The organism is Paractinoplanes abujensis (genome assembly GCF_014204895.1).
Taxonomy (GTDB): Bacteria; Actinomycetota; Actinomycetes; order Mycobacteriales; family Micromonosporaceae; genus Actinoplanes; species Actinoplanes abujensis.
In genome coordinates, this window is sequence record NZ_JACHMF010000001.1 from 3,138,430 (window position 1) to 3,164,837 (window position 26,408).

Annotated in this window: 27 protein-coding genes and 1 pseudogene; 10 read left to right on the plus strand and 18 right to left on the minus strand. The window is 71.3% G+C overall.

The features are described 5' to 3' along the window. Positions 1-30: 30 nt before the first annotated feature. The gene (locus BKA14_RS14180) at positions 31-297 is read right to left on the minus strand and encodes a helix-turn-helix domain-containing protein (RefSeq protein WP_184951402.1); all 267 of its coding nucleotides are present in this window, start codon (positions 295-297) and stop codon (positions 31-33) included. Positions 298-366: 69 nt separating this feature from the next. Here BKA14_RS14180 and map point away from each other — a divergent pair, with 69 nt between their 5' ends. Then, positions 367-1,185 (plus strand): type I methionyl aminopeptidase, encoded by an 819-nt coding sequence (map, locus tag BKA14_RS14185; protein WP_184951403.1) that lies wholly within the window; start codon positions 367-369, stop codon positions 1,183-1,185. 89 nt (positions 1,186-1,274) lie between these two features. Here map and BKA14_RS14190 read toward each other — a convergent pair whose 3' ends face one another. Genes BKA14_RS14190 through BKA14_RS14235 form a run of 10 tightly spaced genes read right to left on the minus strand, consistent with a single transcriptional unit; the run spans position 1,275 to position 11,764 of the window. Then, entirely contained in the window at positions 1,275-2,324 is a 1,050-nt protein-coding gene (locus BKA14_RS14190; RefSeq protein ID WP_184951404.1) for a methyl-accepting chemotaxis protein, read from the minus strand. Positions 2,325-2,347: 23 nt separating this feature from the next. After that, the gene (locus tag BKA14_RS14195; protein ID WP_184951405.1) at positions 2,348-2,719 is read right to left on the minus strand and encodes a response regulator; all 372 of its coding nucleotides are present in this window, start codon (positions 2,717-2,719) and stop codon (positions 2,348-2,350) included. Beyond that, positions 2,716-2,988, minus strand: a complete 273-nt coding sequence (locus BKA14_RS14200; RefSeq protein WP_184951406.1) for a hypothetical protein — start codon at positions 2,986-2,988, stop codon at positions 2,716-2,718. Before BKA14_RS14200 ends, BKA14_RS14195 begins: the two co-directional genes overlap by 4 nt. Beyond that, positions 2,969-5,326, minus strand: a complete 2,358-nt coding sequence (locus BKA14_RS14205; RefSeq protein ID WP_184951407.1) for a chemotaxis protein CheA — start codon at positions 5,324-5,326, stop codon at positions 2,969-2,971. Before BKA14_RS14205 ends, BKA14_RS14200 begins: the two co-directional genes overlap by 20 nt. After that, complete coding sequence (locus tag BKA14_RS14210) at positions 5,323-5,709, minus strand: response regulator (protein WP_184951408.1); 387 nt, start codon at positions 5,707-5,709, stop codon at positions 5,323-5,325. The genes BKA14_RS14205 and BKA14_RS14210 overlap by 4 nt, the downstream gene beginning before the upstream one ends. Beyond that, a complete protein-coding gene (locus BKA14_RS14215; protein ID WP_184951409.1) occupies positions 5,706-6,575 on the minus strand; it encodes a CheR family methyltransferase in 870 nt (289 codons plus the stop codon). Before BKA14_RS14215 ends, BKA14_RS14210 begins: the two co-directional genes overlap by 4 nt. Next, a complete protein-coding gene (locus BKA14_RS14220; protein ID WP_184951410.1) occupies positions 6,572-7,168 on the minus strand; it encodes a HEAT repeat domain-containing protein in 597 nt (198 codons plus the stop codon). Before BKA14_RS14220 ends, BKA14_RS14215 begins: the two co-directional genes overlap by 4 nt. An 18-nt stretch (positions 7,169-7,186) precedes the next feature. Then, positions 7,187-8,230 (minus strand): chemotaxis-specific protein-glutamate methyltransferase CheB, encoded by a 1,044-nt coding sequence (cheB, locus tag BKA14_RS14225; protein ID WP_184951411.1) that lies wholly within the window; start codon positions 8,228-8,230, stop codon positions 7,187-7,189. A 10-nt stretch (positions 8,231-8,240) separates the two neighbouring features. After that, positions 8,241-9,797, minus strand: a complete 1,557-nt coding sequence (locus BKA14_RS14230; protein ID WP_184951412.1) for a chemotaxis protein CheW — start codon at positions 9,795-9,797, stop codon at positions 8,241-8,243. Between the two features lie 8 nt (positions 9,798-9,805). Beyond that, the gene (locus tag BKA14_RS14235; RefSeq protein ID WP_184951413.1) at positions 9,806-11,764 is read right to left on the minus strand and encodes a methyl-accepting chemotaxis protein; all 1,959 of its coding nucleotides are present in this window, start codon (positions 11,762-11,764) and stop codon (positions 9,806-9,808) included. Between the two features lie 392 nt (positions 11,765-12,156). Between BKA14_RS14235 and BKA14_RS14240 the strand changes: the two genes are divergently transcribed. Further along, the gene (locus BKA14_RS14240; protein WP_184951414.1) at positions 12,157-14,223 is read left to right on the plus strand and encodes a hypothetical protein; all 2,067 of its coding nucleotides are present in this window, start codon (positions 12,157-12,159) and stop codon (positions 14,221-14,223) included. 1 nt (position 14,224) lies between these two features. Then, positions 14,225-15,745, plus strand: a complete 1,521-nt coding sequence (locus BKA14_RS14245) for a hypothetical protein (protein WP_184951415.1) — start codon at positions 14,225-14,227, stop codon at positions 15,743-15,745. Here BKA14_RS14245 and BKA14_RS14250 read toward each other — a convergent pair. The 4 genes from BKA14_RS14250 to BKA14_RS14265 form a co-directional block, all read right to left on the minus strand. Continuing rightward, the gene (locus tag BKA14_RS14250; protein ID WP_184951416.1) at positions 15,742-16,530 is read right to left on the minus strand and encodes an endonuclease/exonuclease/phosphatase family protein; all 789 of its coding nucleotides are present in this window, start codon (positions 16,528-16,530) and stop codon (positions 15,742-15,744) included. The genes BKA14_RS14245 and BKA14_RS14250 overlap by 4 nt on opposite strands. Before the next feature lie 418 nt (positions 16,531-16,948). Next, the gene (locus BKA14_RS14255) at positions 16,949-17,881 is read right to left on the minus strand and encodes a matrixin family metalloprotease (RefSeq protein WP_184951417.1); all 933 of its coding nucleotides are present in this window, start codon (positions 17,879-17,881) and stop codon (positions 16,949-16,951) included. A 207-nt stretch (positions 17,882-18,088) separates the two neighbouring features. Next, a complete protein-coding gene (locus BKA14_RS14260; protein WP_184951418.1) occupies positions 18,089-19,474 on the minus strand; it encodes a dihydrolipoyl dehydrogenase family protein in 1,386 nt (461 codons plus the stop codon). A 48-nt stretch (positions 19,475-19,522) separates the two neighbouring features. Further along, the gene (locus tag BKA14_RS14265) at positions 19,523-20,080 is read right to left on the minus strand and encodes a hypothetical protein (protein WP_184951419.1); all 558 of its coding nucleotides are present in this window, start codon (positions 20,078-20,080) and stop codon (positions 19,523-19,525) included. Between the two features lie 98 nt (positions 20,081-20,178). Between BKA14_RS14265 and BKA14_RS14270 the strand changes: the two genes are divergently transcribed. Beyond that, the gene (locus BKA14_RS14270) at positions 20,179-20,778 is read left to right on the plus strand and encodes a TetR/AcrR family transcriptional regulator (RefSeq protein WP_184951420.1); all 600 of its coding nucleotides are present in this window, start codon (positions 20,179-20,181) and stop codon (positions 20,776-20,778) included. A gap of 3 nt (positions 20,779-20,781) precedes the next feature. Further along, entirely contained in the window at positions 20,782-21,663 is an 882-nt protein-coding gene (locus BKA14_RS14275) for a fructosamine kinase family protein (protein WP_184951421.1), read from the plus strand. 72 nt (positions 21,664-21,735) lie between these two features. Here the strand turns inward: BKA14_RS14275 and BKA14_RS14280 are convergent, their stop codons facing one another. Continuing rightward, positions 21,736-22,335 (minus strand): hypothetical protein, encoded by a 600-nt coding sequence (locus BKA14_RS14280; protein WP_184951422.1) that lies wholly within the window; start codon positions 22,333-22,335, stop codon positions 21,736-21,738. Positions 22,336-22,597: 262 nt separating this feature from the next. On the opposite strand from BKA14_RS14280, the gene BKA14_RS14285 reads away from it, so the two are divergent. After that, positions 22,598-23,236 carry a lytic polysaccharide monooxygenase auxiliary activity family 9 protein gene (locus BKA14_RS14285; RefSeq protein WP_203722592.1) on the plus strand — a complete coding sequence of 213 codons (639 nt, stop codon included), beginning with the start codon at positions 22,598-22,600 and terminating at the stop codon, positions 23,234-23,236. Further along, positions 23,233-23,742 (plus strand): hypothetical protein, encoded by a 510-nt coding sequence (locus BKA14_RS14290; protein ID WP_184951423.1) that lies wholly within the window; start codon positions 23,233-23,235, stop codon positions 23,740-23,742. Before BKA14_RS14285 ends, BKA14_RS14290 begins: the two co-directional genes overlap by 4 nt. 3 nt (positions 23,743-23,745) lie before the next feature. On the opposite strand, the gene BKA14_RS14295 is transcribed toward BKA14_RS14290, so the two are convergent. Beyond that, positions 23,746-24,465: a hypothetical protein gene (locus tag BKA14_RS14295; RefSeq protein WP_184951424.1), complete on the minus strand. Its 720-nt coding sequence runs from the start codon at positions 24,463-24,465 to the stop codon at positions 23,746-23,748. Between the two features lie 87 nt (positions 24,466-24,552). On the opposite strand from BKA14_RS14295, the gene BKA14_RS14300 reads away from it, so the two are divergent. From BKA14_RS14300 to BKA14_RS14310, 3 genes are all read left to right on the plus strand, one after another. Next, positions 24,553-24,753, plus strand: a complete 201-nt coding sequence (locus BKA14_RS14300) for a sigma factor-like helix-turn-helix DNA-binding protein (RefSeq protein ID WP_239093272.1) — start codon at positions 24,553-24,555, stop codon at positions 24,751-24,753. 89 nt (positions 24,754-24,842) lie between these two features. After that, positions 24,843-25,451, plus strand: coding sequence for a ClpP family protease (locus tag BKA14_RS14305; protein ID WP_184951425.1), 609 nt, complete (start codon positions 24,843-24,845; stop codon positions 25,449-25,451). Beyond that, positions 25,448-26,065 carry a ClpP family protease gene (locus BKA14_RS14310; protein ID WP_184951426.1) on the plus strand — a complete coding sequence of 206 codons (618 nt, stop codon included), beginning with the start codon at positions 25,448-25,450 and terminating at the stop codon, positions 26,063-26,065. Before BKA14_RS14305 ends, BKA14_RS14310 begins: the two co-directional genes overlap by 4 nt. A gap of 90 nt (positions 26,066-26,155) precedes the next feature. Here the strand turns inward: BKA14_RS14310 and BKA14_RS14315 are convergent. Then, positions 26,156-26,392, minus strand: a pseudogene (locus tag BKA14_RS14315) (helix-turn-helix domain-containing protein); the annotation flags it as partial. Positions 26,393-26,408: the final 16 nt, after the last annotated feature.

Sequence of the window (26,408 nt, forward strand, 5' to 3'; positions counted from 1 at the left end):
TAAAGCTTCGACGGGCGGGCTGAACGGTGTTCAGGAGGCTTGACGGGCCGGCATGTCGGCCAGCCAGGCGTCGGCCAGGTCGGCCAGGGGCACGTCGAGGGCCTGGCTCAGGCAGACCACGGTGCCGAACGCGGGCGCGGGCATCCGACCGGCCTCGATCTTGCGCAGCGTCTCGGGCGAGATGCCGGCCGCCAGGGCCACGTCGACGATGCTGCGACCGGCGCGGGCGGCCCGCAGGGCGACCCCGAGGCGGCGGCCGGCGGCGATCTGCTCGGCGGTGAGCGGCTGGCGAACCATGCCTGCACCATACCGCCCGCGGCCCCACGTGGTATAAAAATACCGGTACAGAAATTCGAGGAGGCAGTCGTGATCGAGCTGAAGTCGGCCGAGGAGATCGACCGGATGGCGGTGGCCGGCCAGTTCGTCGGCGAGCTGATCCAGGAGCTGAGCGGGGTGGCCGCCGTCGGCGTCAACCTGATGGACATCGAGCACCACGCGCGCCGGCGGATCTCCGAGCGCGGGGCCGAGTCCTGCTACTGGGACTACGCCCCCTCGTTCGGCCGCGGCCCGTTCCGCAACGTGCTCTGCCTGTCGGTCAACGACGCGGTGCTGCACGGCCTGCCCCACGACTACGTGCTGCGCGACGGCGACCTGCTCAGCATCGACATGGCGCTCGGCATCAACGGCTGGAACGCCGACTCGGCCTACTCGTTCGTCGTCGGCACTCCGGACCCGGCCGACCTCAAGCTGATCGAGGCCACCCGGGTCGCGCTGGAGGCGGGCATCGCCGCGGCCCAGCCCGGCGGGCGCATCGGCGACATCTCGGCCGCCATCGGCCAGGTCGCCCACTCCTACGGCTACGGTGTCAACCACGAGTTCGGCGGCCACGGCATCGGCCGCACCATGCACGAGGCCCCGCACGTCTCCAACGACGGCCGGGCCCGCCGCGGCATGCGCCTCGACCCCGGCCTCACGCTGGCCATCGAGCCCTGGCTGTGCCGGACCACCGACAAGATCCGCTACGACGAGGACGGCTGGACGATCCGCTCGTCCGACGGCTCCCGCACGGCCCATTCCGAGCACACGATCGCCGTCACCCCCGACGGCCCCCGGGTGCTGACCCGCCGCCCCGGCGAGGGTGCGCCCGGAGCGGCGGCGACGCCGGGCTCCCGGGCCGAGCGTTAGACCGCGCTGATCAGGCCGGTCGACCGGCGATCCACCCGAGCGCGGCCGGCGCGCAGCTGCAGAGCTCGGTGCGGTTGATGGGGCCGGGGTCAGAAGAGTTCGATCACGGGACCGTCGTCGGCCGCCGCGGCCGTGGCGCCGGCATGTTCGCTGTGGGTCACGCGCTGGCGTGACATCACGTGCTTGTCGCGCAGGTTGTCGACGGAGACCGCGCGTTCCCGCAGGGTCGCCTCGGGCACGGTGCCGTCGGTGTAGGCGATCACGTCCTCGGCCCCCTGCCGCACCTCCCCGATCGTCTCCGCCACGTGCTCCAGCATCTGGCGGGTGATGTCCTGGAACTGGACGTGCCCGACCGCCCCCGTGGTCTCGGCGGTGAGCGCGGCCGAGCTGTGCTCGACCCGGCGCAGGGCGTCCATGGTGTCGTGCAGGACCCCGCCCACCATCTGCGACAGCTCGCGCTGGGCGTTGGCGATGTCGTTGAGCCGCCGGGTCATGGCGGTCTCGGCGCCGGGCGTCGTCGCGCCGCCGGGGTCCCGCTCGAACGAGGAGTCGTCCGAGAGCACCTTGTCGAGCCGGGTCGTCAGGTCGGAGATGCTGCTGCCGATGCCCTGCGCGGCCTTGGCCGAGCGGTCGGCCAGCTTGCGGACCTCGTCGGCGACGACCGCGAAGCCCTCGCCGGCGTCGCCCGCGCGCATCGCCTCGATCATCGCGTTCAGGGCCAGGATGTTCGTCGCCTTGCTGACCTCCTCGATCTGGCTGACGTGCCGCTTGAGACCGCGCATCTCGTCGACCAGCTCGTGGATCTGCTGGTCGCGGTACAGGAAGTACCGCACGAGCCGTTCCACGAGCTGGTCGTTGGACGAGGTGGCCTGACTCAGTTCCGATTCCGTGCGCCCGAGCGTGCCGGACAGCCGCGCGACGTCGCCGGCCAGCCCGTCGGCCAGCTCGTCGACCTTGATCATCTGGCCGACGATCGACTCCGCGGCCTCACCGGTCTGCTCGATGACGTCCCCGATGTGCGCGGCGGCCACCTCGCACACCGCGGGCACGTCCTTGAGCGCGGCGCCGACGGCCTCCGGCCGTACGCGCGGCTCCTCGGAGAGGTCGGGCGCACCGGGCCGGCGGAGTAGGCGGGACATCGGAACCTCCTGCAAGGGCGCGCTCAGGCGCCGGGAACGACCTGCTTGATCACGCCGAGGAGCTGGTCGGGGCCGACCGGCTTGACCAGCCAGCCGGTCGCGCCGGCCGACTTCGCCTCGTTGCGCTTGCTCTGCTCGGACTCGGTGGTCAGCATCAGCATCGGGGTGAACCGCATGCCGGGAGCCTTGCGGGCCTCGCGGACGAAGGTGATCCCGTCCATCTGCGGCATGTTGACGTCACTGATGATCAGGTTGGGCTTGACGCCCTTGGCCAGCTTGTCCATGGCCTCCTTGCCGTGCCCCGCGGTCTCGACGGTGTAACCGGCCTTGGTCAGGATCGACTTGAGGCTCATGAGCATGGTGGCGGAGTCGTCGACAAGCATCACAGTGGTCATGGAGGTTCGCTTTCTGCAGAGGAAACCCCGCTGCTCCCCCTGAGCAGCGGCAACACCTGCGTGGCCAGGAAGGCGTCGGTCGGTGTTGAACTAATCCTCGGCTGGAAAAGCAGCAGAGCCTGGAGCGCGCCGGTGTGCATATGGTTGCAACGGCGCAGATTGACCTTGGGTTTGGGCGTGGTCCGCAGCCAGGCGACCAGCGACTCCACCTCGTCGACGGTGACGACGTCGATCAGGGACGCGGTGTGCTCATTGAGTTCGAGCGGCAAGGCTGAGCACCTCCTTCATGTTCAGCACCAGCAGCACCAGGCCGTCGCCCAGCAGCGCGGTGCCGGAGAACTCGCCGGCGTAGGCCAGCAGGCCCTCCATCGGTTTGAGGATCACGTCGACCTCGCGGTGGAACTGCTCGACCAGCAGCCCCACCCGCTGCCCGTGCAGGCTGACGATGAGTACGCGCTGGTCGGCGGCCGGTTCGGGCGTCCACGGCATGTCCAGCACCCGGGCCAGGTCGATCACCGGGACCACCTCGCCCCGCAGCACGACGACGTCCTGGTGCAGCACCCGGCCGATCTCGGCGGCCGGCACCCGTACGGTCTCGACGACCAGGTCGACCGGGATGCCGAAGCGCTGCCCGGCCACGCTGACCACCATCACCTGGGTCACGGCCATCGACAGCGGCAGCCGCAGGCGGGTCGAGGTGCCCCGGCCGGGCTGGGAGCGCATGGTGACCGTGCCGCCGAGCTTCTCCACGCTGGCCCGGACGGCGTCCATGCCGACCCCGCGCCCGGACAGGTCGGACACCTGGTCGGCGGTCGAGAAGCCGGGCCGGAAGATCAGGTCGACCGCGTCCGTCTCGGTGAGCGCCTCCAGCTCGTCCTCCGAGATCAACCCCTTCTCGTACGCCTTGCGTTTGACCTTGTCGGGGTCGATGCCGCGCCCGTCGTCGGCGATCTCGACGATCACGGCATCACCGTCGGCCACCGCCGTGAGCGTGATCCGGGCCGCCGGCGCCTTGCCCGCGGCCACCCGCTCCGCCGGGGTCTCGATCCCGTGGTCGAGGCTGTTGCGGACCAGATGCACCAGCGGGTCGCCGAGGGCCTCGATGACGTCCTTGTCGGCCATCGTGTCGTCGCCCTCGGTCACCAGCTCGACGGTCTTGTCGAGCCGGCGCGACAGGTCCCGGATCAGGCGCGGGAACCGGGAGAACGCCACCGACAGCGGCAGCATCCGCACGTCCATCACCGCCGCCTGCAGCTCCTCGGCGATCCGGTGCAGTCCGGAGTACTGATCCTTGATCCGGCGGCCCAGCACCCGGCTGCCGAACTCCTCCTCGGCCGCGTCGGCCAGGAAGGTCAGGCCGTTCTTGGCCACGTTGAGCTCGCCCACCAGCTCCATCAGGTGGTCGACCTTCTCCTGGTCGACCTTGAGGATGCGGGTGCCGACCTGACCACCGGGGTCGTCGGTGCGCGCGCGGTCGGCCGGGGCCCGCTCCACGGGCGGCGGCGGGGCGACCGGGGGCGGTTCCTCGGGCGTCACCGGTGTCTCGGCCAGCAGGGTGGTCACGCGAGCGGTCAGGGCCTCGACGTCCGCCTCGACGGTCTCGGCCGGGACGCCCAGCGCGGCCGCGGCGGCGGCCACCGAGTGGGCGACGGAGGACAGCCGGGCGCCGGACGGCGACTCGGCGGTCAGCGACCGCTGGGCCGCGGCCAGGATGGCGTAGGCGTCGCGGGCCAGTTCGAGGTTCTCCGTCTGCGACTGCACCACGGCCTGGGCCGCGGCCTCCACGGGTGGCGCGGGGGGTTCCTCGCCGCTGAGGTGGCGGCGGATCGCCGCCCCGTCCAGCTCGACCACCTCGACCTGGTCGGGCACGTAGCGGAACAGGTGGTTGAGCTCCCCGACCGCGGCCCGGGTGGCCAGCACGAAACCGATCAGGCACTGGTATTCGTCGTACGTCTCGGCCGGGGGCCACTCGAAGGGCTGGATCAGGCCCAGGCCGGCCAGCGCGGGCACCTGACTGACCAGGTGCAGCGGGTCCTCGGCGCGGAAGAAGCAGCCCTCGTCGGGCGTGTAGCGGGCGAACCGCATCGTCGCCGACGTGGTGACCAGCCAGGAGGCGGTGTTCTCGAGCCAGTCGGTGTCGAAGACGTCCAGCCACTCGGGCGCCTGGTCGGACACGGCCGCGGGGACGGCCGCGCCCGCCGTGTCACCGGGCGTGGGCTGCTCGCCGCCGAGCGGGCCACGCAGCTTGGTGATCAGGCTCTGCGCGGCCGGGCCGGCGGTCGCGGGCAGTTGCTCGTGCGTCGTGACGTGGGCCAGCCAGCCGCGGATCAGGTCGAACGCGGCCAGCAGGTCGTCGGTCATGCCGGAGTCGAGGGCGAGCCGGCCCGAACGTACGGCGTCCAGCAGGTCCTCGGCGGCGTGGGTGAGCCGGGTCAGTTCGGGGAAGTCGAACAACCCGGACGAGCCCTTGAACGTGTGGGCCGCCCGGAACACCTCGTTGACCAGTTCGGGATCGCCGGGGTCCCGTTCCAGCTGCAGCAGGCCCTCGTCGACCGAGGTCAGCAGGTCCGCCGCCTCGGCCAGGAACTGGGCCAGCAACGGGTTCATGCCGCGACACCCGAGGTGAGCATCCGGGCGACCCGGGCCAGCCGCTCGGCGTTGACCGGTTTGACCAGGTAGAGGTTGGCCCCCGCGGCGTAGGCCCGGTCGGCGTCGCCCGGCCGGTCCTCCGTGCTGATCATCAGGATCGGCGCGGGGGTGCCCACGGTGTCCGAGCGCAGCGTCTCGACGCAGGTGTAGCCGTTCATCTTGGGCATGTTGACGTCGACCACGAACAGGTCGAACGCGGTGGACATGGCGGCCTCCACGGCCTCCAGACCGTTGGCCGCCTCGGCCACCTCGAAGCCGGCGTCGTCCAGCAGCTTCGTGTGGTACATCCGCACCGTCGCGGCGTCGTCGACCACCAGCACCTTGGGACGGTTGTCGCTCATCGGGGGCCTCCGCTCGGCCGTTGGTAGACGATGCCCTCGGGCAGGCGCGAAGGCGTGAAGATCGGCGAGATGCGGCTCATCGACTCGGAGTGGCCGAGGAAGAGGTAGCCGCCGGGGCGCATCGCGCCGTAGAGGTTCTCGGCGGCCCGCCGGCTCGACAACTCGTCGAAGTAGATGAGCACGTTGCGGCAGAAGATCACGTCGAAGTCGCGGAACGAGCGCATCGACGTGGTGTCGCAGACGTTGACCTGGTGCAGGGTGACCGCGCCGCGGATGCCCGCGTCGAGCTGGTAGCGGCCGGCTCCGACCGGGGCGAAGTACTTGGCCCGCCAGGCCATCGGCACCCGTTGCAGCGAGCGTTCCCCGTAACTGGCGTGGGCCGCCTTGTCGAGCACGGTGCTGTCGATGTCGGCGCCGTGGATCTCCACGTCCACGTGGTCGATCTGATCCCACTCCTCCAGCAGCCGCAACGCGATCGAGTAGGGCTCCTCCCCGGTCGAGCAGGGCAGCGACAGGATCTTGACCGGCCCGGTCATCCGGCCCGCGCCGCCCCGGGCGGCCAGCACGTCCGGGAGCACCGTCTTGAGCAGCGAGTCGAACTGATAGTCCTCGCGCAGGAAGTACGTCTCGTTGACCGTGAGCTGGTTGATCAGGTCCTGCAGCAGGCCGGACCGGTCGCTCAGGCGCAGGGCGGAGAACCAGGCGTTGAAGCCGGGGAACCCGGCCTGCTTGATGCAGGTCTCGATCCGCTTGTCGACGAAGTACCGCTTGGACTCGGTGAACTGGATGCCGGTGCGCTTGTAGAAGAACTCGCGGAACTTCTCGAAGTCGGCGGCGCTGAGCCCGGCCGTCGTCGAGCTGGTCATCCGACCGCCGCCTCGACCGTGAACCGCAGGAACGGGTCGTCGGGGAAGCGGCGGACCGCGTCACGCAGCAGTTCGGTGTGCTCCGGGCCGAGCGAGGGCAGCAGCGCGTCGACGGCCGCGGTCACGACGTTGGGGTGCGGGTCCTGGCGGATCATGTCGGCCAGCCAGGTCAGCGATCCGGGGTGGGCCAGGTCGGCCAGCACCATGGCGGTCATCACCCGGACGTCGTGATCGGGGTCCTCGAGCAGGCGCGGGACGATCGCCGGCATCGAGCCCGGCATGGTCGCCAGCGCCTCGGCCACCGCCGTCCGCAGGTCGGCCTCGTCGCTGGCCAGGTGAACCGCGAGCGCCTCCGCGACCTCGGCCGTGTCGTGCGCGGCGAGCGTGGTGAGCAGAGCATCCCGTACGGTCGAGGCCGTCTCCGGCCCCACGCGGGCGAGCAGTTCCGGCACCGCCTCGGCCACACCGTCCAGGCCCAGCGCCGCCTCCCGCCGGCAGTCCGGGTCCGGGTCGTCGAGCTGGCGCAGCAACGTCTCGACGGGCGGCGCGGCCTTCGCCTCGGCAGGTTGGTGGTCACGACGGACAAGTCCCACGGTTCCTCCTCCTCTTCCTCAGCGGACCCACTGGGCCAGACGGTCCGCGATCGCGTACGACGGCAGCACCTCGGTGGCGCCGCCCCGGCGGGCCAGCTCACCCGGCATGCCCCAGACCACCGCCGTCTCCTCGGACTCGGCGATGGTCCGGCCCCCCTCGGCTCGCACCGCGGCCATCTCGGCCGCGCCGTCGTCGCCCATCCCGGTCAGCAGGGCGCAGACCAGCCGTTCGGCCGCGACGTGCCGGCGGGCCGAGGCGACCAGCCGGTCGACGCTGGGATGCCAGCGGTACTCGGCGCCGGCCGGGACACTTTTGACGATCAGGCCGTCGGTGCGCCGGGCCACCACCACGTCGTTGCTGCCCCGGCCCAGATAGATCGAGCCCGGCCGGACCGTCATGATCCGGTCGACCTCGTGCACCCGCAGCGCACAGCTCTCGTCGAGGCGCCGGGCCAGCGTGGCGGTGAACGACGCCGGAATGTGCTGGGCGATCACGACCGGGGCGCTCAGCGTGCCGGGCAGCTGGGGCAGCAGGTCGGCCAGCAGCGCCGGGCCGCCGGTGGACGAGCCGATCACCACCAGGTCGGTCCGGCGGCCCGCGGCGGGCTCACGGGGCGGCGGCGTCTGCCGGATCCGGGCCGAGAGCCCGTGGGCCCGGCCGATCCGCGCCTTGGCCGCGGCGCGCACCTTGCCGGTGATCTCGGTGGCGATGTCGTCCATGTTCAGCGACACCGTGCCGCCCGGCTTGGCCACGTAGTCGACCGCGCCCAGCTCCAGCGCCTCCAGGGTGACCAGGGCGTTCGCCTCCGTCAGGGACGACACCATGACCACCGGGGTGGGCCGCTCCGCCATGATCTTGGCCAGGCAGGTCAGCCCGTCCATCTCGGGCATGTTGACGTCGAGCGTCACCACGTCCGGACGGGCCCGATCGAGCTGGTCGAGGGCGTCGGCGCCGTTACGGGCGGTGCTCACCTCGAACCCGCCGGCCTGCTCGAGGATGCCACGGATGGCCCGCCGCATCAGCGCGGAGTCGTCGACGACCAGGACCGATGTGTTCGCCATGGGTGTCCCGTCAGACCGGCTCGAGGACGTCGGCGACGACCTCGTCGAGCACGGCCTCGAGGTCGCGGGCCTGCTCGGCCGCGAGCAACTCGCCCACCTGCACCAGCAGCAACATCCGTTTCTGCTCGGGCAGGTTGGCCACCCGCGAGACGATCCGGGCCTGCTCGGCGGAGAGCTGCGGGGCGGGCTCGAGCACGTGCCGCCCGACCCGGGCCACCTCGGCCACCGAGTCGACGATGAAGCCGGTCCGGACACCCCCGATGATCAGGACGACGATCCGCTGACGCTCGTCGCGCTCACCGCGCGGCAGCCCGAGCCGGGTCCGCAGGTCGACCACGGGCAGCACCGTGCCGCGCAGGTTGACCAGCCCCTCGACGAACTCGAAGGACCGGGGCACGCGGATGAGCGCCTCGGGTACGCGGATGATCTCCTGGACGGCGTCGACGTCGACGGCGTACTCCTCGGCGTCCAGCCGGAACACCACGAACAGTTCCTCGTCGCCGCGGCCGTCGTCGTCCCGCTGTTCCTCGGTCATCGGTGGCCCGTCCTCCCGGTCCTGGTGCTCGGCGATCTCGTTGCGTACCTCGGGCGAGTCGAACATCCGGTTGACGTTCAGGACCGACACCAGCCGTTTGCCGTCTTCGAGCCGGCACACCGACTCGACCTCGCTCTTGCGCCCGTCGGTGGCCATGAAGGCGGGCAGCGGCGCGACCAACTGGTGCGGCACGCGCAGGACCTCGCGCACGGTGTCCATCACCACGCCGACCACCCCGCCGTCGAGCGAGACCACGACGATCCGGTTCTGCGGTTCGAGCGGGGTGACCGGCAGCCCGAACACGCGGCGCATGCTGACCACCGGCAGCAGCCGGCCCCGCAGATCGATCACGCCCAGCACCCGGCCGCCCGAGTTCGGCACGTGGCTGACCGACTCCGGCGCCTGCACGATTTCCTGCACCTGGTCGATCGGCAGCGCGTACTCCTGACCCTGCACCGCGAAGCTGACCAGCTCGAGCGTGTCGTCGCTCTCGGTCTCCCCCTCGGACTCCGGCATCCGGGCGGCCGTGCTCGCCGGCTCCCGCGCCGCCGCGGCCTCGGCCAGCCCGTCGAACTGGCTGCCGACCAGCCGGTCCACGTCGAGGACGCTGGTCATCAGGCCGTCCTTCGCCTTGATCACGCCGACCAGGACGTCGGAGCGGACCGTCGACTGCACCGAGTCGGCCGGCTCCATGTCCGCCGGGTCGATGCTGATCACGCTGGCCACCCGGTCGACCACGAAGCCGAGCGGCACCCCGCCGTCCACGATGATCACCCGGGTCGTCTCGTCGTGCTCGGCGGTCTCCATGGAGCAGCACTCGCGCAGGCTCACCACCGGCAGCACCCGGCCTCGCAGGTTGGCCAGCCCTTCCAGGGCGGGCGGACCCAGCGGCACCTTGACCACGGCCGGCATCCGGATGATCTCCTGGACCTGGCTCATCGGGAAGGCGTAGCGCTCGCCCACCATGTCGAACGTGACGTAGTCGGCGTTGCCGCCGTCGTTCTCCTCGCCCCGGTCGTCCTCGCTGGTCATGGGCCCGCTCACCCGGCGTTCTGCAGCTCGTCGGCGAGCGCCGCGATCTCCTCGACGGCGGCCGCCAGTTCCTCCGCGCCCTGGGCCTGCTCGCGGGCCGCGGTCGAGGCCTGCCCGGCCAGCTGCTCGGCCTGGTTGGCCGCGGTGGCGATCTGCTCCAGGCCCGACTTGACCTCGCCCAGCGTCCCTGCGATGGACTGCGCCGACTCGCGGACCTCGTCGTTGCCCGCGCGCACCTGCTGCATGTCGCGCTCGATCTCGCTCAGCCGCTCGGTGGTGACCTTGGCCGCCTCCACCTCGGCCAGCGCCTGCCGGCTGGTCTCCTCGAGGTCGCCGCGCACCTCCACGATGCGGTCCTGCACCGACTTGACCAGGTCCTTGATCCGGTCGGCGTTGTCGGCCGAGTCGCGGGCCAGGTTGCGGATGTCGGTCGAGACCACCGCGAAGCCCTTGCCGAACTCGCCCGCCCGGGCCGACTCGACCGAGCCGTTGACGGCCAGCATGTTGGTCTGGATCGACACGTTGGCGATGGCGTCGACGATCTTGTCGATCCGCCGGGAGATCTGCTCCAGCTCGGAGACCTTGCGGACGTTCTCGATGCCGTCCCGGGCCGCCTGGCCGATCGCCTGGATCATCGAGTCGACCGACACCTTGTTCGCGCCCAGCAGCTCCAGGATGGCGTCGGCCCGCTCGACGGCGGCGGCGCCGCGGGTCGCCGACAGCTGGGCGCCCTGCTCGATCGTGGTCACCGCCTCACTGGTCTGCTGCGCCTTCTCGGCCGCCGTGCGGGCCCCCGAGTTGATCTCGGAGATCGCCGTGTTGATCTGCGCGGCGGCCCGGTTGATCTCCTCCACCGCGGCCGACAGCTCCTCGGCCGTCGAGGCGACGTCCTCGGCGCTCTTGGTGATGTCGGTGCTCGAGCGCAGCGTCTCCGACACCTCGGCCAGCGCCTCGGCCGCCTGCTCGCTCTGCCGCAGCGCGCCGGTCTGCTGGTTCACGGTCTGCAGCGACTGCTCGCACGCCGCCGACTGCTGCTCGGCCGCGGCGGCGATCTCCTCCGAGCGGGCCTTGGCCGAGCCCGTCGCGGCCTGCGCCTGCACGGCCGCGCCGGCCATCTCGGTCGCGCCCGCCATGATCGAGCCCATGTCGGCCCGGATGGTCTCGAGCTGGTCGGTGATGGTCTTGCCCTTCTCGACCTCACCGCGGGCCGTCTCGGCCGAGGACTGCACGCCCGAGGCGATCACGGTGACGCTCTCGCGGACCTCGTCGATCAGGTCGCGGATCTGCCGGGCGCTGCGCTCGCTCGTCTCGGCCAGCGTGCGCACCTCGTCGGCCACCACCGCGAAGCCCTTGCCGTGCTGGCGGGCCCGGGCCGCCTCGATCGCCGCGTTGAGCGCGAGCAAGTTCGTCTGGTCGGCGATGTGTGCGACCGTTTTGACAATCTCCCCGATCTCGTCGGCCTGCTTCTCGAGTTCACTGATCGTGCCGACCGAGGCGGACTGCCGGGTCGAGGCGTTGTCGACGTTGGCCAGCAGCATGTTGATGCCGTTACGGGTCTCCTGGAGCAGACCCTGCAACGCCTGGCTGAGCTCGGCGACCTGCCGGGTGGTGGTCTCCTGCCGGCCGACCTGCTCCTCGACCTGGTTCATGGCGGCCAGGCTCTGCTGGGTCGCCCCCGAGGCCTGTTCGGCGCCGGCCGAGATCTGCTGCATGGCTTCCGTCAGCTGCCGCGAGGCCTCGGCCGCCTCGGCGTTCTGGGCCGAGATCTCGGCCGTGGCGGCGGCGATCCGCTCGGCCGCCTGCTGCTGTTTGGCGACCGACCGGGCCTGCCGCCGGCTCGCCTCGGTGTCGCCCGCGCCGGGCCCCCCGCCGCGGGCCGGGCGGGTGGACACCGGTGCGGAGACCGGCCGGCTCGCGCGGGCGTGGTCGGACGCCCGCCCGTTGGTGCTACTCGTGGTCAAGGGCATGGGGGTGGACTCCCCTCTCCTGAAGCTGCCGGGCGCGATCCGCGCCGAGGACGCCGTGCCTGGCCGGACCAGGCACTCTTCTCACCTCTTGGCGATCCTGACATCGGCCGTCGCGGCATGAGGGGCGTTCGAAGGAGTTGCAACTGGCTGACTTTTCCCGTCCTGCGGCGGCCGCGGCACGGTCCGCGACAATGACCGGCGCCCAGAAACCGAAGAGTGCCGCTCGCGGACGGTCGGCTTCCCGCCGCGCGGTGACCGGCCGCGCATCCGGGGTCGTGCGGATTTCACCGGGGGCCGGATCGGCCGCGGAATGATCCAGTCGTCATGGCGACACATCGACCGTCGTTTCCGCGGCGGCGACGAAGATGACAGGCAGACGCTAGGAGCGGCATGTGACTGTCCACCTCCGGGGGCGAACCGCGATCGCCGACCGGCCCGCCGACGGCGCCCTGGACCATCTGCGCACGATGATCCAGGCCCTGCCGGTGCCCACGGCGCCGCTGACCTTCCCCAGCCGGGAGGCGGCGCTCGGGCTGGCCCTGATGGATCTGTCGTTCCGGCTCGACCACGTGCCCCGGCTCTCGGAACACCTGACGCTGATGGACCGCGGGCACATGAGCCGCACCATCAGCGTCGACGTGGACCTCGACCTGATCTCCGGGCGGCTGCGCGACACGCTGCTGGTACCGGGCGACCCCGAGCGGGACGGGCCGCCGTCGCTGTGGGTGCCGGTGTCCCGCTACAGCCGCCGCGACCTGGCCCCCGTCACCATCCGCGACTCCAACGGCGAGGTGGTGCCGCGGCTGTCGCACCGCGACGCCAACCGGGTCACCGCGGCCGCCTTCGTCAAGCTGCTCAGCATGCTGATCAACGCGCACGACGACGTGTCCGCGCAGGCCAGCCCGATTCACCGGCTGCGCCACACCCACCAGCGGTCACGCTGGCTGATCGAGGCCGCGATCACCGAGCTGATCATGGTGGGCGCGCCGGCCGGGTCGCGGCTGCACACCCCGCTCGACCATGCCGACCTGCTCGACGCGGCTGGTGGCGGTTCCCGCGCCGTACGGGACCTGGCCCTGCTCGGCCTGGACGACCTGTTCGCCGCAGGCGGCGGCGAAGTGCCCTTCGCCCGGCTGCTGCAGCTCGCGATCCGGCAGCACGTGCTGGTCGCGCAGCTCGGCCTGGGCCGCCCACGGCGGTTCCTGACCTGGGACGCGCCGCTGCTGCCGGCCCAGCACCGCCCGGCCCCGCTGCAGTCGCTGGCCAAGAACGTGCTGCCGGTCAACCGCGAGTTCGTCGTCGAGTACGAGACGGAGATCCCGCGCTCGGTCAAGGCGTACCACCTGACCCTGGAGACCCGGCAGGAGATCAGCGTGCGCCGGTTCCTGATGTCGAGCGACGTCGACGAGGAGTTCGTCGAGGTGCTGGCCCAGGACCTGGAGTCGGTGGCCCGGCGTACGGAGGCTCTCGGCCGCCACCACAAGCTGCTCGAGCTGGAGATGCAGAGCATCGCCTCGCGGCTGGCCGAGCTGGGCCGCCGCCGGCTGGTCGACCTGGCCGGCTACGAGGCCTACCTGGCCCGGCTGCCGATCCCGGTCGGGCCCGGCTCGGCGCCGCCGCCCCGCCCGCTCACAGCGCAGCAGGTCGTCGACGCGTTGACTGCGGGCAACTGCTCGCTGGAGGTGCTGGCCGCGTTCTGCGCGCACTACGCCTCCGACGGCCTGCAGCACCTGGCCCGCAGCGAGCTGGCCGGGCCGGCCCTGCGCGCCATCGCCGCCGGGCTACGGTCGGCGCAGGTGGGCCGCGACATCACCTGCGACAACGACCCCCGCGAGTACGGCGCGCACGCCAACTGGCGGCGGCCGTCGGTGGAGCTCAGCCCGCAGTCGACCGAGCCCGTACGGGTGTTCGCCTTCATGACCCTGGCCGACGAGGCCCCGGCGCTGATCGAGAGCATCACCCGGATGGTGGCCGGGCTGGCCCTGGTCGTGCTGGGCATCGGCACGCTGCTCTCGGGCGGGGTGACCTGGCTGTACTCACCGGCGATCCCGCAGGACTTCGTGCCCGAGCAGGCCGACGCCGTGGTCGCGGTGCTGCTGCTGGTGCCCGGTCTGCTGCTGGCCCGGCTCGACCTGCCCAGCACGAAATCGGTGCTCGGCCAGCTGCACAAGTTCCAGCGCACCCTGGCCGCCGCCTCCGTCGTGGTGACCACCGCGCTGGCCGTCGTGGTCGGCACGGTTGACTCCGACCGCGAGATGACCCGGCTGTTCCAGCTCGCGCTGGCCGTCCTGATCGGCATCCTGATCTGCTGCCTGTGCGAGTTCTCGGCCCGGCGGATCCACCGCAGCAGCCCGGTGCCGCGCTCCACGAAGATCCCGCGCTGGCTGCGCGACACCCGCCGGGCCACCCGGCCCCCGATCGAACCGGACGACTTCTTCGACGCCCGTGGTGAGGTGTGAAGTGACATCGCCCGCCAACTCCACCAAATCGTCCGAGCTGGCCCGCATCGCGGCCGAGGCGGCCGGCTCGTACTTCTCGTCGGTGCAGTTCACGCTGACCCACGGGCTGGGTCACGGACCGCCACCGATGCCGATCATCGACCCCGACAAGGACGATCCGAACGGCTGGCCCACCGACTTCTGCCACTTCTCGGCGGCCGGGCTGTCGGTGTCCGTGGTGACGTGGCCGTCGGCGATGTCGGCGTTCAGCGGCCGGGTGCAGATCGGCGCCGGCGAGGACACCGGCCCCCGCGACACGTACTCGTACTTCGGTCACGCCGTGCCCAACCCGGGCTTCCTCAACCAGTCCACCCGCAAGGTCGAGGTGCTGATCACGCTGGGCACCGCCCACTGGTCGCCGACGTACCGCGAGGCGCTGATGCAGGCGCTGGTGATCGAGAAGCTGACCGCGCTGGCCGCGGAACGCGACGCCCCCGTGCTGCACCTGCACACGCCGGTGGCCCCGGTGCCGCTGAGCATCAAGAGCGAGCGTGGCGACGGCTCCAACGAGCGGCTGCGGGACGCGATGGCGCCCTGCCTGCGATTCTCGATCGGGGTCGACCCGCAGCTGTCCGGGGCCCGGCTCGACTTCGAGACCGAACTGGCCGCGCTGGCCGAGGAGTACGGCTTCGGGCTCAAACTGAGCGACCAGCGGTTCAACCGCGTGCGGGGGGAATGGTTCACGATCCGCGGTTTCGACCGGGAACGCTTCCGCCAGGCCCGCAACCGGCTGTTCCCGCGCGCCTCGTCGAACACGCCGCGCCAGGCGGCCGTCGTGAGTGTGGTCGGCCCTTCCCGTACGGGAACCACGGCGACCGCCGTAGCGGCACTGCGCGAACGGGGGGTCGGGGTGCTCGCCGCGTCGATCTCGAGCATGCGCAAGACGACCTTCATCAACCTGGTGCTGCCGGTCGGCCCCGAGGCGCCGCGGGAGGCCGAGCCGTGGTCGGGCGGCTGGCTCGACGCGCTGCCCCGGCTGAGCACCTTCGCCGGAGCACGCCGCGCGGTCACCGACCGGGCCGACGAAAGCCTGATCGCCGACTGGAAGGTGGCGGTCAGCCCGCCCATGCGCTGCACCTACCCGAACTCCAGCCAGCAGACCGGCGCCACCACGACCGGGCGGGTGCCCTACCCGATCTGGCTGTGGTGGCAGATCCCCCACCGTACGGTGGACACGCCCGCGCTGCTCGGCGTGGTGCAGGCCGCGCTGCAGCCGCACACCCGGCGCTGCGAGATCGCGTACGCCCAGTCGCGGCTGTGCCGGGGTGACGTCGTCAGGGGAAGGGCCAAGCTCATCGTGATGCTGTCGCAGGAGAAACGCGACCACGCGGCCGTGCAGCGGCTGCTGACCGACGCCACCGAGACGGCCCAGCTGCGCATCCGGGAACAGCTGCCCGCGCTGGGCCGAGTCGACCCGAGCAAGCTGCGGCTGCGCCTGTCGCCGCGGGAACGGTGGCTCACGTACGCGGGGATCTCGGCTTAGGGCCTGCCCTGACGGTCGTGCCAGCTCAGGTCGGCCACCACGGCCCGGTGGTCGGACGGGTGGATGCCGCCGACCGGCTCACCCGCCAGCTGCACCTCGTCCACCCGGACGAGCTGGTCCTCGTGACCGGGCCGGAAGAAGATGTGGTCGATGCGCTGGTCGATCAGCTGCGGACCCGCCTCCAGCGGCGCCGACGGGTGCGTGGAGGGCAGGGTCACCGCGTCCGCCGGGCCGCCGCCCGCGGTCCAGGCGTCGACCAGCACGTCGCCTGCCCGCCGCAGCACGGGCGAACCGGCCGCCGCGTTCAGATCACCCATCAGCAGCACCGGGCAGGGCCCGTCGAGGCGCGGGTCGGTGGCCAGGTCGGCCACGAACGCACCCTGGGCGATCCGGTCGTCGGTGTAGGCCACGCCGTAATCGAGGCAGGCCGCCACGATCGGCAGCGGACCGGCCGGGTGGGCGGCCCGCACGGTCAGCGCCACCGGGTCCCAGGCGCGGTGCCGGGCCGGCATCACCGGCGCCTCCTGGTCGACGATGGGCCACCTGCTCAGCACCGCGATCCCCAGGCCGAACTCACCGTCCGGCGCGGGCGGGTAGGACGGCGCGGCGAACACGGCGTGCATCCCCAGCGCCGCGGCCAGCTCGTCGGCCTGGGTCACGCCGTCGCCCGCCCACACCTCCTGCAGGGCCACGACGTCAGGCCGCAAGCGCTCCAGGGTGGACAGGATCCCGGGCTGCCGGTCCGGCCAGTGCGGGCCGAACCGCCACCACAGGTTCCAGGTCATCGCGCGGACGGTGTTGTCTCCCATAGCCCTCGTCGGTACCCCTCCAGCAGCCGGAGCCACACCTCGCTGACGGTGGGGAACGCGCGGCGTACAGCCAGTCGTTGACCCGCATGGTGTCGTCCACGCCGAGCCAGGAACCGGGCTCGAGGCCGATCGTCTCCAGTCCGAGGTCCCGGGTGTTGGGGAGTGCGGCCGATCGCGACCAGCAGTTCGTCCACCACGAGCTGGTCCCCAGCCGGGTCGGGATCTCCTCCGCCGCGGGCATCTCGGCCTAGCGTTCGTGCCGGCTCAGGCCGGGCCACGACCGCCCAGCGTCGTCACGAACGTCGCTCTGCGCCCGCGCTCACACCGAAGCCGGCGACGCCGGCACCACAGCCCTCATCGGCGGTGGTACCGGCGGCTTCCCGTTCGGCCTGGGTCACCTGAGCTGGGCGGTGACGTGCTCCATCGTCAACCCGGCGGCCGGTGAGCGACGCTCTGCCGGCGTGCCCAGCAGCCGGCCGCCTCGCAGTCGCAGGTAGCCCTGGTCCATGCCGGTGATCGCATGGATGCGCTCCCCGCCGAAGTCGAAACCGGTGTCCTTCAGGAACAACAGCACCTCGTCACCGGCCTCGAAAGGCGTTGCGTCAGGCGTCGGCATCCGGACGGTGTCGATCTGCTGGACGGTGACCGTTGCCGGGCCGGATCCGCGCACGTACCGGCTGACCCGGATCGTGTTGAGTGTCATCGGCAGACTCGGCGCGGCGATGTCGATTCCCTGGAACTGTTCCTCGTCGAAGCCACTCCTGATTTTCTCCACCGTGCCGCGGACCACGATGTCGGACAGGACGTCCAGCTCGCCCACCGAGGTGTAGACCGGCCCGTCGAAATAGGTCATCGGTCTTGAGCCAGGCCGCGCCGTGACCTCAGTCAGCGACGGGCGGTAGATGTTGGTGACACCGGTGATGTCGTCGTTCCACGGCGGCGTTCCGGTGCAGTTGAACTTGTCGGTACCTGTCTTCATCACGGAGGGCCGATTGCAGCTCGACGACGTGTGAGCAAGGCCGTAGACGTGCCCGAGCTCGTGCACGGCGACCACCCACTGCTGCCGCTCGCTGAGCGAATCCATCGTCCGGGTGTTGAAGGTGAGGTCGTTGGTGGCGAAGTAGTAGCCGGTCGGGCAACCGGTGCCTGTGCCGTTGGGTGTCACCCAAGCCCAGTCCGTCGAGGAGCTGTACACCTGCCAGGCGTTGACGTTGGCCCCGGAGGTGACAGAACGGAACTGTCCGGGTGCGGGGCTGTCGTTCCAGCGAGTCATGCCCCGCGACAGCGCCGCCGTGTAGGGGGATGCCGAGTTGATGTTGTTACGCACGTCGATCGTCGGACTGGTGCCGGCGTAGCGGCACCCGTTGGGCGGAGGAACAGTAGCTGCTGCCGGGTTGGCGGCGACTGTTGTCGCGCTGCCCGTGAGCACTGCTACGGCGAGAATTCGGCCGACCGGCTTGACCGTTCCTACCCCCCGATGAGAGCGAACCTTCCCGGATGGTATCGGCCGACTTCAATACCTCCAACGCCTCGCTCACGGCCTTCGCCCGTACCCCTCCAGCAGTCGCAGCCACACCTCGCTCACTGTGGGAAATGCCGGGACGGCGTGCCACAGCCGATCCAGCGGAACCTCGCCGACCACCGCGATCGTCGCCGCGTGCAGCAGTTCCGAGACGTCCGGGCCGACCAGGGTGAAGCCGACGATCACGCGGCGGTCCTCGTCGACGACCATCCGGGCCTGGCCCTCGTAGCCGTCGGCGTGCAGCGCTGACCCGGCCACGGCGGCCAGGTCGTGGTCGACGACGCGGATGCGCATCCCGGCGGCCTCGGCGGCGGCCGCAGTGAGCCCGACCGACGCGACCTCGGGATCGGTGAACACGACCTGCGGCACGGCGCGCTCGTCGGCCGTGGCGGCGTGACGTCCCCAGGGGCCGTCGGCGACAACCTCGCCCCGGGCCCGCGCCACGATGGCGTCGCCGGCTGCGCGCGCCTGATACTTGCCCTGGTGGGTCAGCAGGGCGCGGTGGTTGACGTCGCCCGCCGCATAGAGCCAGTCGTTGACCCGCATGGTGCCGTCGACGCTGAGCCATCGGCCGGGCTCGAGACCCACGCTCTCCAGACCGACGTCCATGGTGTTGGGCGTACGGCCGATGGCCACCAGCAGCTCGTCGGCCTCGAGCCGCGTCCCGTCGGCCAGGGTCAGGTGGACAGTGTCGTCCCGGCCGACCGACACGACCTCGGCACCGGCCCGCACGTCGCGCAGGCTCCGGGCGACCCGGTGGCCGGCGAACGGCTCGGCCTGGGGCAGCACGCCGTCACGGGCCAGCACCGTCACCGTGGAGCCCAGGCGCTCGAACGCGGTGGCCATCTCGGAGGCCACGACACCGCCGCCGATGATGGCCAGCCGGGCCGGGATGGTCGTAGCGGCGGCCGCCTCGCGGCTCGTCCACGGCCGGGCCGCGCGCAGGCCCTCGATGTCGGGCAGCAGGGCGCTGCTGCCGGTCGCGATCACGACGGCGTGGCGGGCGGTCAGCAGGGTGCCGTCGACTTCGACCTCGCGCTCGCCGTGGAGGCGGCCGTGACCGCGATAAAGGGCGATGCCGGCCTTGTCGAGCCAGGCCGCCTGACCGTCGTCCAACCAGTTGGCCGCGAAGTCGTCGCGTCGCTTGAGCACCGCGGCCACGTCGATCCCGCCGGTGATCGCCTCCCGGGCGCCGGGCAGGTTGCGAGCCGCTCGCAGCGCCGACGAGCTGCGCAGGAGCGCCTTGGTCGGCATGCAGGCCCAGTACGAGCACTCCCCGCCGACCAGCTCCCGCTCGACGACGGCGGCGGTCAGCCCGCCCTGCACGACCCGGTCGGCGAGGTTCTCCCCCACCGGGCCGGCCCCGATCACCACGACGTCGTACTCAGCGTTCTCCATGTCGATGTCCTTTCGCATGTCAGTTCTCCGGGCGGAGCGGTGGTCAGGTCAGCTGGTCTTCGCGGCGCGGCCGAGGCGGATGGCCGAGATGAGGAAGAAGACGGCGCCGGGGATGGCGTAGCCGATCGCGTTGGTCAGCATCGGGTCGGCCGCGCCGGCCGCGGCGATGAAGGAACCGCCGGCCAGCACCGAGATGCCGCCGCTGAGGATCATCGGCCACTGGCCGCCCATCGTGCGGCGGGTGACGCCCACGACGAGCTGGATCAGGCCGGCCACGACGGCCCAGGCGCCCCACACGCGCAGCACGGCCGGGATGCCGGAAGCGGCGGCGAAGGCCAGGCCGACCGCGGTGAGCGAGCTGACCGCGATGTTGGCGTAGAGCAGGACCGGCGACCCCGTACGGCGGGAGGCCCGCGCGTCGATCACGGCGGCGGCCACGTCGACCAGCGGATAGAGCACCAGCAGGGTGGCGGCGAGCGGGCCGATGTGGTCGGCGGTCGTGAACATCACGAGGGCCCAGACGATGGCGAACAAGAACCGGCCGAAGTACAGCCGGCGCAGCACGGCGGCCGTGGTCGAGACGCTGGGGGCGGCGATGGTGGTCATACCCTGTCCCTTGGTAGAACGAACGTTCTGTCGCGACTAACGATGACGGTCCGGCCCCGCCTTGTCAAGAACGAACGTTCTGTCGTTACCATGGGGGTATGGCGCGCACCACGACCGAACCCCGGCCCTCCGAGGCCCGGCTCCGCCTCCTGGGCACGGCGAGCAAGATCTTCTACGCCGAGGGCATCCACGCGATCGGCGTCGACCGCATCATCAACGAGGCCGCCGTGACCCGGGCGACCTTCTACCGCCACTTCCCCGGCAAGGAAGACCTCGTCGTGGCCTACCTGCAGGGCGCCGACGAGGCCATCCGGGCCCAGGTCAGCGCGGGCGTGGCCGCCGCCTCGTCACCCGGCGACGCCGTCCGGGCCATCGCCGCCGGCATCGCCGACGGCATTCGCTCGCCCGGCTTCCGCGGGTGCGCCTTCCTCAACGCCGTGGCCGAATACCCCGACCCGCAGAGCCCGGTGCACCAGGTGGTGCTCGCGCACCGGCAGTGGTTCCTCGACACGGTCGTCGAGCTGATGGCCCGGATCGAGCCGGACGAGGCCGAAGCGGCCGCCCAGCACTTCATCATGCTGCGCGACGGCGCCATGGCCGCGGGCTGCCTCTTCGACCCCGAGGCCATCAGCGAGACCTTCCTGCGCGGAGTCAACGGCCTCGTCGAACGACACGGCGCCCGCCACGAGCCGAGCTGAACGATGACTCCGGCCGCCCTGCTGGCGCAACGTCTGGCGCGCGCGGGAATCAGCGACGTCGTCACCGTCGAGCCGGTCAGCGGCGGGCTGGCCGCACTGGCCGGCATAGCGCACCGCGACGACGCGCCACCGGTCTTCGTCAAAACCTTCGCGGAAGCGCCGGACGGGGACGCCTTCGCCGCCGAGGCCGAGGGGCTGACGGTCCTGCGCGAGCTCGGCGGCCTGCCCACCCCCGACGTGCTCGTGGCCGGCCCCGAGTTGCTCGTGTTGTCGCTCCTGCAGCCGCGACCGCGCGACGAAGCCTTCTGGGAACGGTTCGCCCACGCGCTCGCTCACCTGCATCTGAGCACCGGCCACCCGCGCTTCGGATGGCACCGCGACAACTGGCTGGGCCGCCGCCGGCAGGTCAACACGTGGGCCGGCGACGGCTTCGCCTTCTTCGCCGAGCACCGGCTGCTGCGCTGGCTCCCCGAGCCCCGCGTGCGGGCCGCGCTCGGATCCGCCGACCGGACCGCGCTGGAACGGCTCTGCGACCGGCTCCCCGAGCTGCTGCCCCAGCGGCCGGCCACCCTGACCCACGGCGACCTGTGGGCCCAGAACGTGCTGGCCACCGCCGACGGACGAGCGGCGCTGATCGACCCCGCGGTGTCCTACACGTGGGCCGAGGTCGACCTGGCGCACCTCTGGACCACGGCGCCGCCACCCGAGTCGCGGCGCTTCTTCGACGTCTACGCCGACCTGACCGGCCTGGACGACGACTGGCCGGCCCGCATGCCGATCATCCAGCTCCGCCAGCACCTGGCCGTCCTGGCTCAGTTCGACGACGACTGGGGCGCCGCCGACCTGATCCGCGCCACGCTGGCCCCGTTCCGCCCGCGCACGTGACCGCGGCCACCCACGACTGCCGCCACCACCCCGGCCCGTCATCGGCGCACCCCGGCCCCGCCCCCATGTCCGTCACCGGCGCACGCAGGGCGAACCCGCGGCGATCGGCTCGCCGCACAAGCCGCACCACGACGCCGGGACCGTCTCGTGGCACATCGCCGCGTAGATCGTCGGCGCGGCGTCGAAGACCTGCCACGGGCGCCGGGCGAAGTAGCGCACGACCCAGCGGTCGCGCCCGGGTGGCCAACCGGCCAGCACGGCTTGGACGGCGACGTCCGGTCCGCGCCACCACACCTCGGCCGGCCCGCTCGCTTGCGGGACGGGCGGCGGCAGACCGGCTTCGTCGGCGATCGGCCCCACGTCCGACGGGGTGAAGCACTCGAAGACCTGGTGGAACCAGGTGTGCACCTCGAAGAGCATCGCGGGCCGCTCGAGCCGCTGCTCGAGGGAGCGGTCGATGACGCGGTACGGCAGCCGGCCGGGGCCCATGATGGTGCGGCCGTCGGCCAGCACGTCCAGGCCCCATGTCCAGGAGCCGTCAACGATGCCGGGGAAGGCTGGTCCGTACGGGGTGTCGAGGACTGAATTGTCGCCCTCCAGGCCGTACTCCATCGGGTTGCCGCCGGTGACGGAGTAGGACAGGCCGCCGTATCGGTCCTCGAAGGCGACCATGACGTCGATCAGTCGCGGGTCGGAGGCCGCGGAGCGGATGGCCTCTTCCGACGTGTGCGGGAGGCGTCGCGAGCGTTGCCGGAGGAAGCGGCGTACGCGGGGCGAGGTTCGCGAGTCGTCAGCGATGTATATGGGCGAACCCTAGCAGCTCGATGATGCCAAATAGATAGACGTGGGTTGATATCCGGACAGAGGGCTGCGATGCTTCCACTTGGGAGCGCTCCCACCTATCCCCCCATCCCCGACGAACGGAGGACAGATCATGACGCCTCGTCCCCGCTGGGTGCTGGTCGTGCTTCTCGCCCTCGTGGCCGGCCTGCTTCCCTTCAGCGGCGCGGCCCAGGCCCACGGCACCATCATCAACCCGGCCAGCCGGGCCTATCAGTGCTGGAAGTCCTGGGGCAGCCAGCACACCAACCCGGCCATGCAGCAGCAGGATCCGATGTGCTGGCAGGCGTTCCAGGCCAACCCCGACACCATGTGGAACTGGATGAGCGCCCTGCGCGACGGCCTGGGCGGCCAGTTCCAGGCCCGCACGCCCGACGGCCAGCTCTGCAGCAACGGCCTGACCCGCAACGACAGCCTCAACCGGACCGGGGCCTGGAAGACGACCAACGTCTCCCGCAACTTCACCGTCCAGCTGTACGACCAGGCCAGCCACGGCGCCGACTACTTCCGCGTCTACGTCAGCAAGCAGGGGTTCAACCCGGCCACCCAGAGCCTGGGCTGGGGCAACCTCGACTTCATCACGCAGACCGGCCGGTACGCCCCGGCGCAGAACATCTCGTTCAACATCTCCACCTCCGGCTACACCGGGCACCACGTGCTCTTCGTGATCTGGCAGGCGTCGCACCTGGACCAGGCCTACATGTGGTGCAGCGACGTGAATTTCACCGCATGAAGCGTTACGTAGGAGTGGCGGCGATCCTGCTCGCGGTTGCGGGCGGGATCGCCGTCCTGTGTGCGGATCCGCCGGACGTGCCGGCGCAGGTCACCGCCCGGATGCGCGACATCCTGGAGCAGTCGAGCCCGGAGCAGCACAGCCACGCGGGTCACACCGGGCAGCCGGGCGAGGTGGTCTGCGGGGTGCGCGTCTACGGCTACGAGCCGCCGGACGCGGGCGCGCTCACCGACGTACGGGAGATCTATGGTTTTCACCTGTGCGGCGTGGCCGAGGACAAGCGGCCGTGGGACGTGGCGGTCAAGCTGGCCGGGCCGGTGATTCTCGACCTGTCGGCGCAGCCGCCCGCCATCCGCGTCGTCGAGGCCACCGCTGAGGTCAAGTACGTCGACCGGCTGCGCGAGATGTTCCCGGCGAAGTACGCGGATCTGGCGCAGAAGGAGGCACTGACCGAGGACGAGACGGCCGAGCTGCGCCGCCGGTACGACAGCGCGGCCGGGCTCTGAACCTCACCAGTCCATCCACCCGTCCAGGCTGGGTTTGCGCAGGATCGCGGGCTCGTCGTAGTCGATCGCGGTCAGCCACTGCGTGCCCGGCCGCTCCCGATGACCGAGCCGGGCCAGATCCCGTACAACGATGGGGATGTGCAGCGCCCCGAAGACCACCGCGACCTCCGCGTCCTCGGCCGCGAACTCGGTGTCGATCTCGTGCATCACGTGGAGCAGTTCGTCCTCGCGCTGAACGTCGAGCTCGTCGCGCGGCACCACGGTGTGGTCATGCAGGTTCTTCCAGTCCACCTGGGTGGCCAGCCAGTCGCCGGCGCGGGCCATGTGCCAGGCCAGGAACGGTGTGCTCAGGTGGGCCAGCACCTGCTCCTCGACGGACATCCGGCGTTCCGGGTCCGCGTCCGGGGCCAGGAACGCATCCGGGAAGATGATCGGGACGCCGAGGGCGCGGTAGTCGATGTCCTGCGGCACCAGGTCACGAGCGGCGCGCTGCCGGGCCAGGCGCATGGCATTGGCGTACGTCATGCCGGTCGAGCTCGGCCCGTCCCAGATCTCGGCGATCACCGCCGAGCACGACCGCAGCCGCTGCCAGATCGCCCAGTAGTAGTCGGCGTGCCCCATGTGGATCGTCGGGATGATCACCCAGCGCAGCCCGCCGGCGGGTCGCTGGAAGACCGACACGGACGTCCGGAACCCGAGCTCGCTCATCTCGGTCAGCTGCATGCCCGCAAGGATAGGAAGCGGTAACCAGCCGACTACGCCGCACATGCGCACTGGAGTTGAGCCGCGCGGCCGACCAGAGTGCGATGCATGCCGACCCGATACGCCGACCCGCCGATGGAGCAGATGCTGCGTCGCCTCCCGGCCCGGCATCGCGAAGTCCTCGTGGCCACCTACTTCCGCGGCCGCACGACCACCGAGGCGGCCCACGTGCTCGGCCTGCCCCCGAAAGCGGTCAAGGCCCGGCTCTACGAGGCGATGCGGGAGCTCTCCGACATGCGCTTCTGCTGACAGCAGACGGCCTGTCTGCTGACGGCAGATCGGCTTGGTGTCCGGCCCGTACGGCTCCCATGGTGGTCCCGAGAGAGCGAGGGGATCACATGACTCAACCGATTGCCGGATCGATCGACGACCAGGTGGCCGCGCGGCTGCTGCATCAGCGCATCGTCGTGCTGGGCCAGGAGGTGGACGACCAGATCGCCAACCGGCTGTGCGGCCAGTTGCTGCTGCTGTCGGCCGAGGACCCGCGGGCCGTCATCAGCCTCTACATCAACTCGCCGGGCGGGTCGGTCAGCGCCGGGCTGGCCATCTACGACACCATGCGGCTGATTCCCAACGAGGTCAGCACGCTGGCCTTGGGTCTGGCCGGCAGCATGGGCCAGTTCCTGCTGACGGCGGGCGCGCCGGGCAAGCGGTTCAGCCTGCCGCACGCGCAGATCCTGATGCACCAGGGCTCGGCCGGGTTCGGCGGCACGGCGGCCGACGTGGAGATCTACGCCGACCAGCTGGAACGGGTGGGTACGACACTGCTGCGGCTGACCGCCGAGCACACCGGGCAGCCGATCGAGGTGGTGGAACGGGACAGCCGCCGCGATCGCTGGTTCACCGCCGGACAGGCCCGGGCGTACGGGCTGATCGATCACGTCCTGGACAGCGTGGACGACGTGCGCCCCGAGATGACCCGGCAGCCGATGGGGCTGAGCGCATGAGCCAGTACACAATTCCCACCGTCGTCGAGAAAACTCCCAACGGCGAACGGGCGTACGACATCTATTCGCGGCTGCTGTCCGACCGGATCATCTTCCTCGGCACCGAGATCGACGACGGCGTGGCCAACGTGGTGATCGCCCAGCTGATCCACCTCGAATCGGCCGGTGAGCAGGAGATCGGGCTCTACATCAACTCGCCCGGAGGGTCGTTCAGCGCGCTGACCGCCATCTACGACACCATGCATTTCGTCCGGTGCGACATCGCCACGATCTGCGTCGGTCAGGCCGCGTCGGCCGCCGCCGCCCTGCTGGCGGCGGGCACACCCGGCAAACGCTCGGTGCTGCCGCACGCCAAGGTGACGCTGCACCAGCCGTCCAGCCAGGCCCGGGGCACGCTGCCCGACCTGGCGGTGGAGGCCAAGGAGGTGGCCAAGGTGCGGGCCGAGATGGATCGGATCCTGGGCCGGCACACGGGTCACCCGGTGGAGAAGATCCGCGCCGACACCGATCGGAGCATGGCGTTGACCGCGCCCGAGGCGGTCGCCTACGGCCTGGCCGACCGGGTGATCACGGCACGGCCGGAGCGGGCGTACCGGTTGAGCGCCGCGAGCTGATCAGGCGGCGAGCATCATGACGCCACCGGACCGTCCCGGCGCCGGCGGAGCCACGGGGGCCAGCCGCAGCACGGGCGCGACGTGGCCGACCAGGTCGAAGCGGACCTCGGCCAGCAGGTCGGACAACTCGATCCGCAAGGCGTCGCAGACCGCGGCCAGAATCTCGGAGCTGGGCTCCTTGCGGCCGCGCTCGACCTCCGACAGATATTGCACCGACACATTCGCCTCGCGGGCGACCTCGGCCAGGGTGCGGCGCTGTTCCAGCCGATGACGGCGCAGCACCCGGCCGACCACCGTACGCAACAAGGGCCGTGTGTTGTCCGCCATGCGGCTCACCGTACCC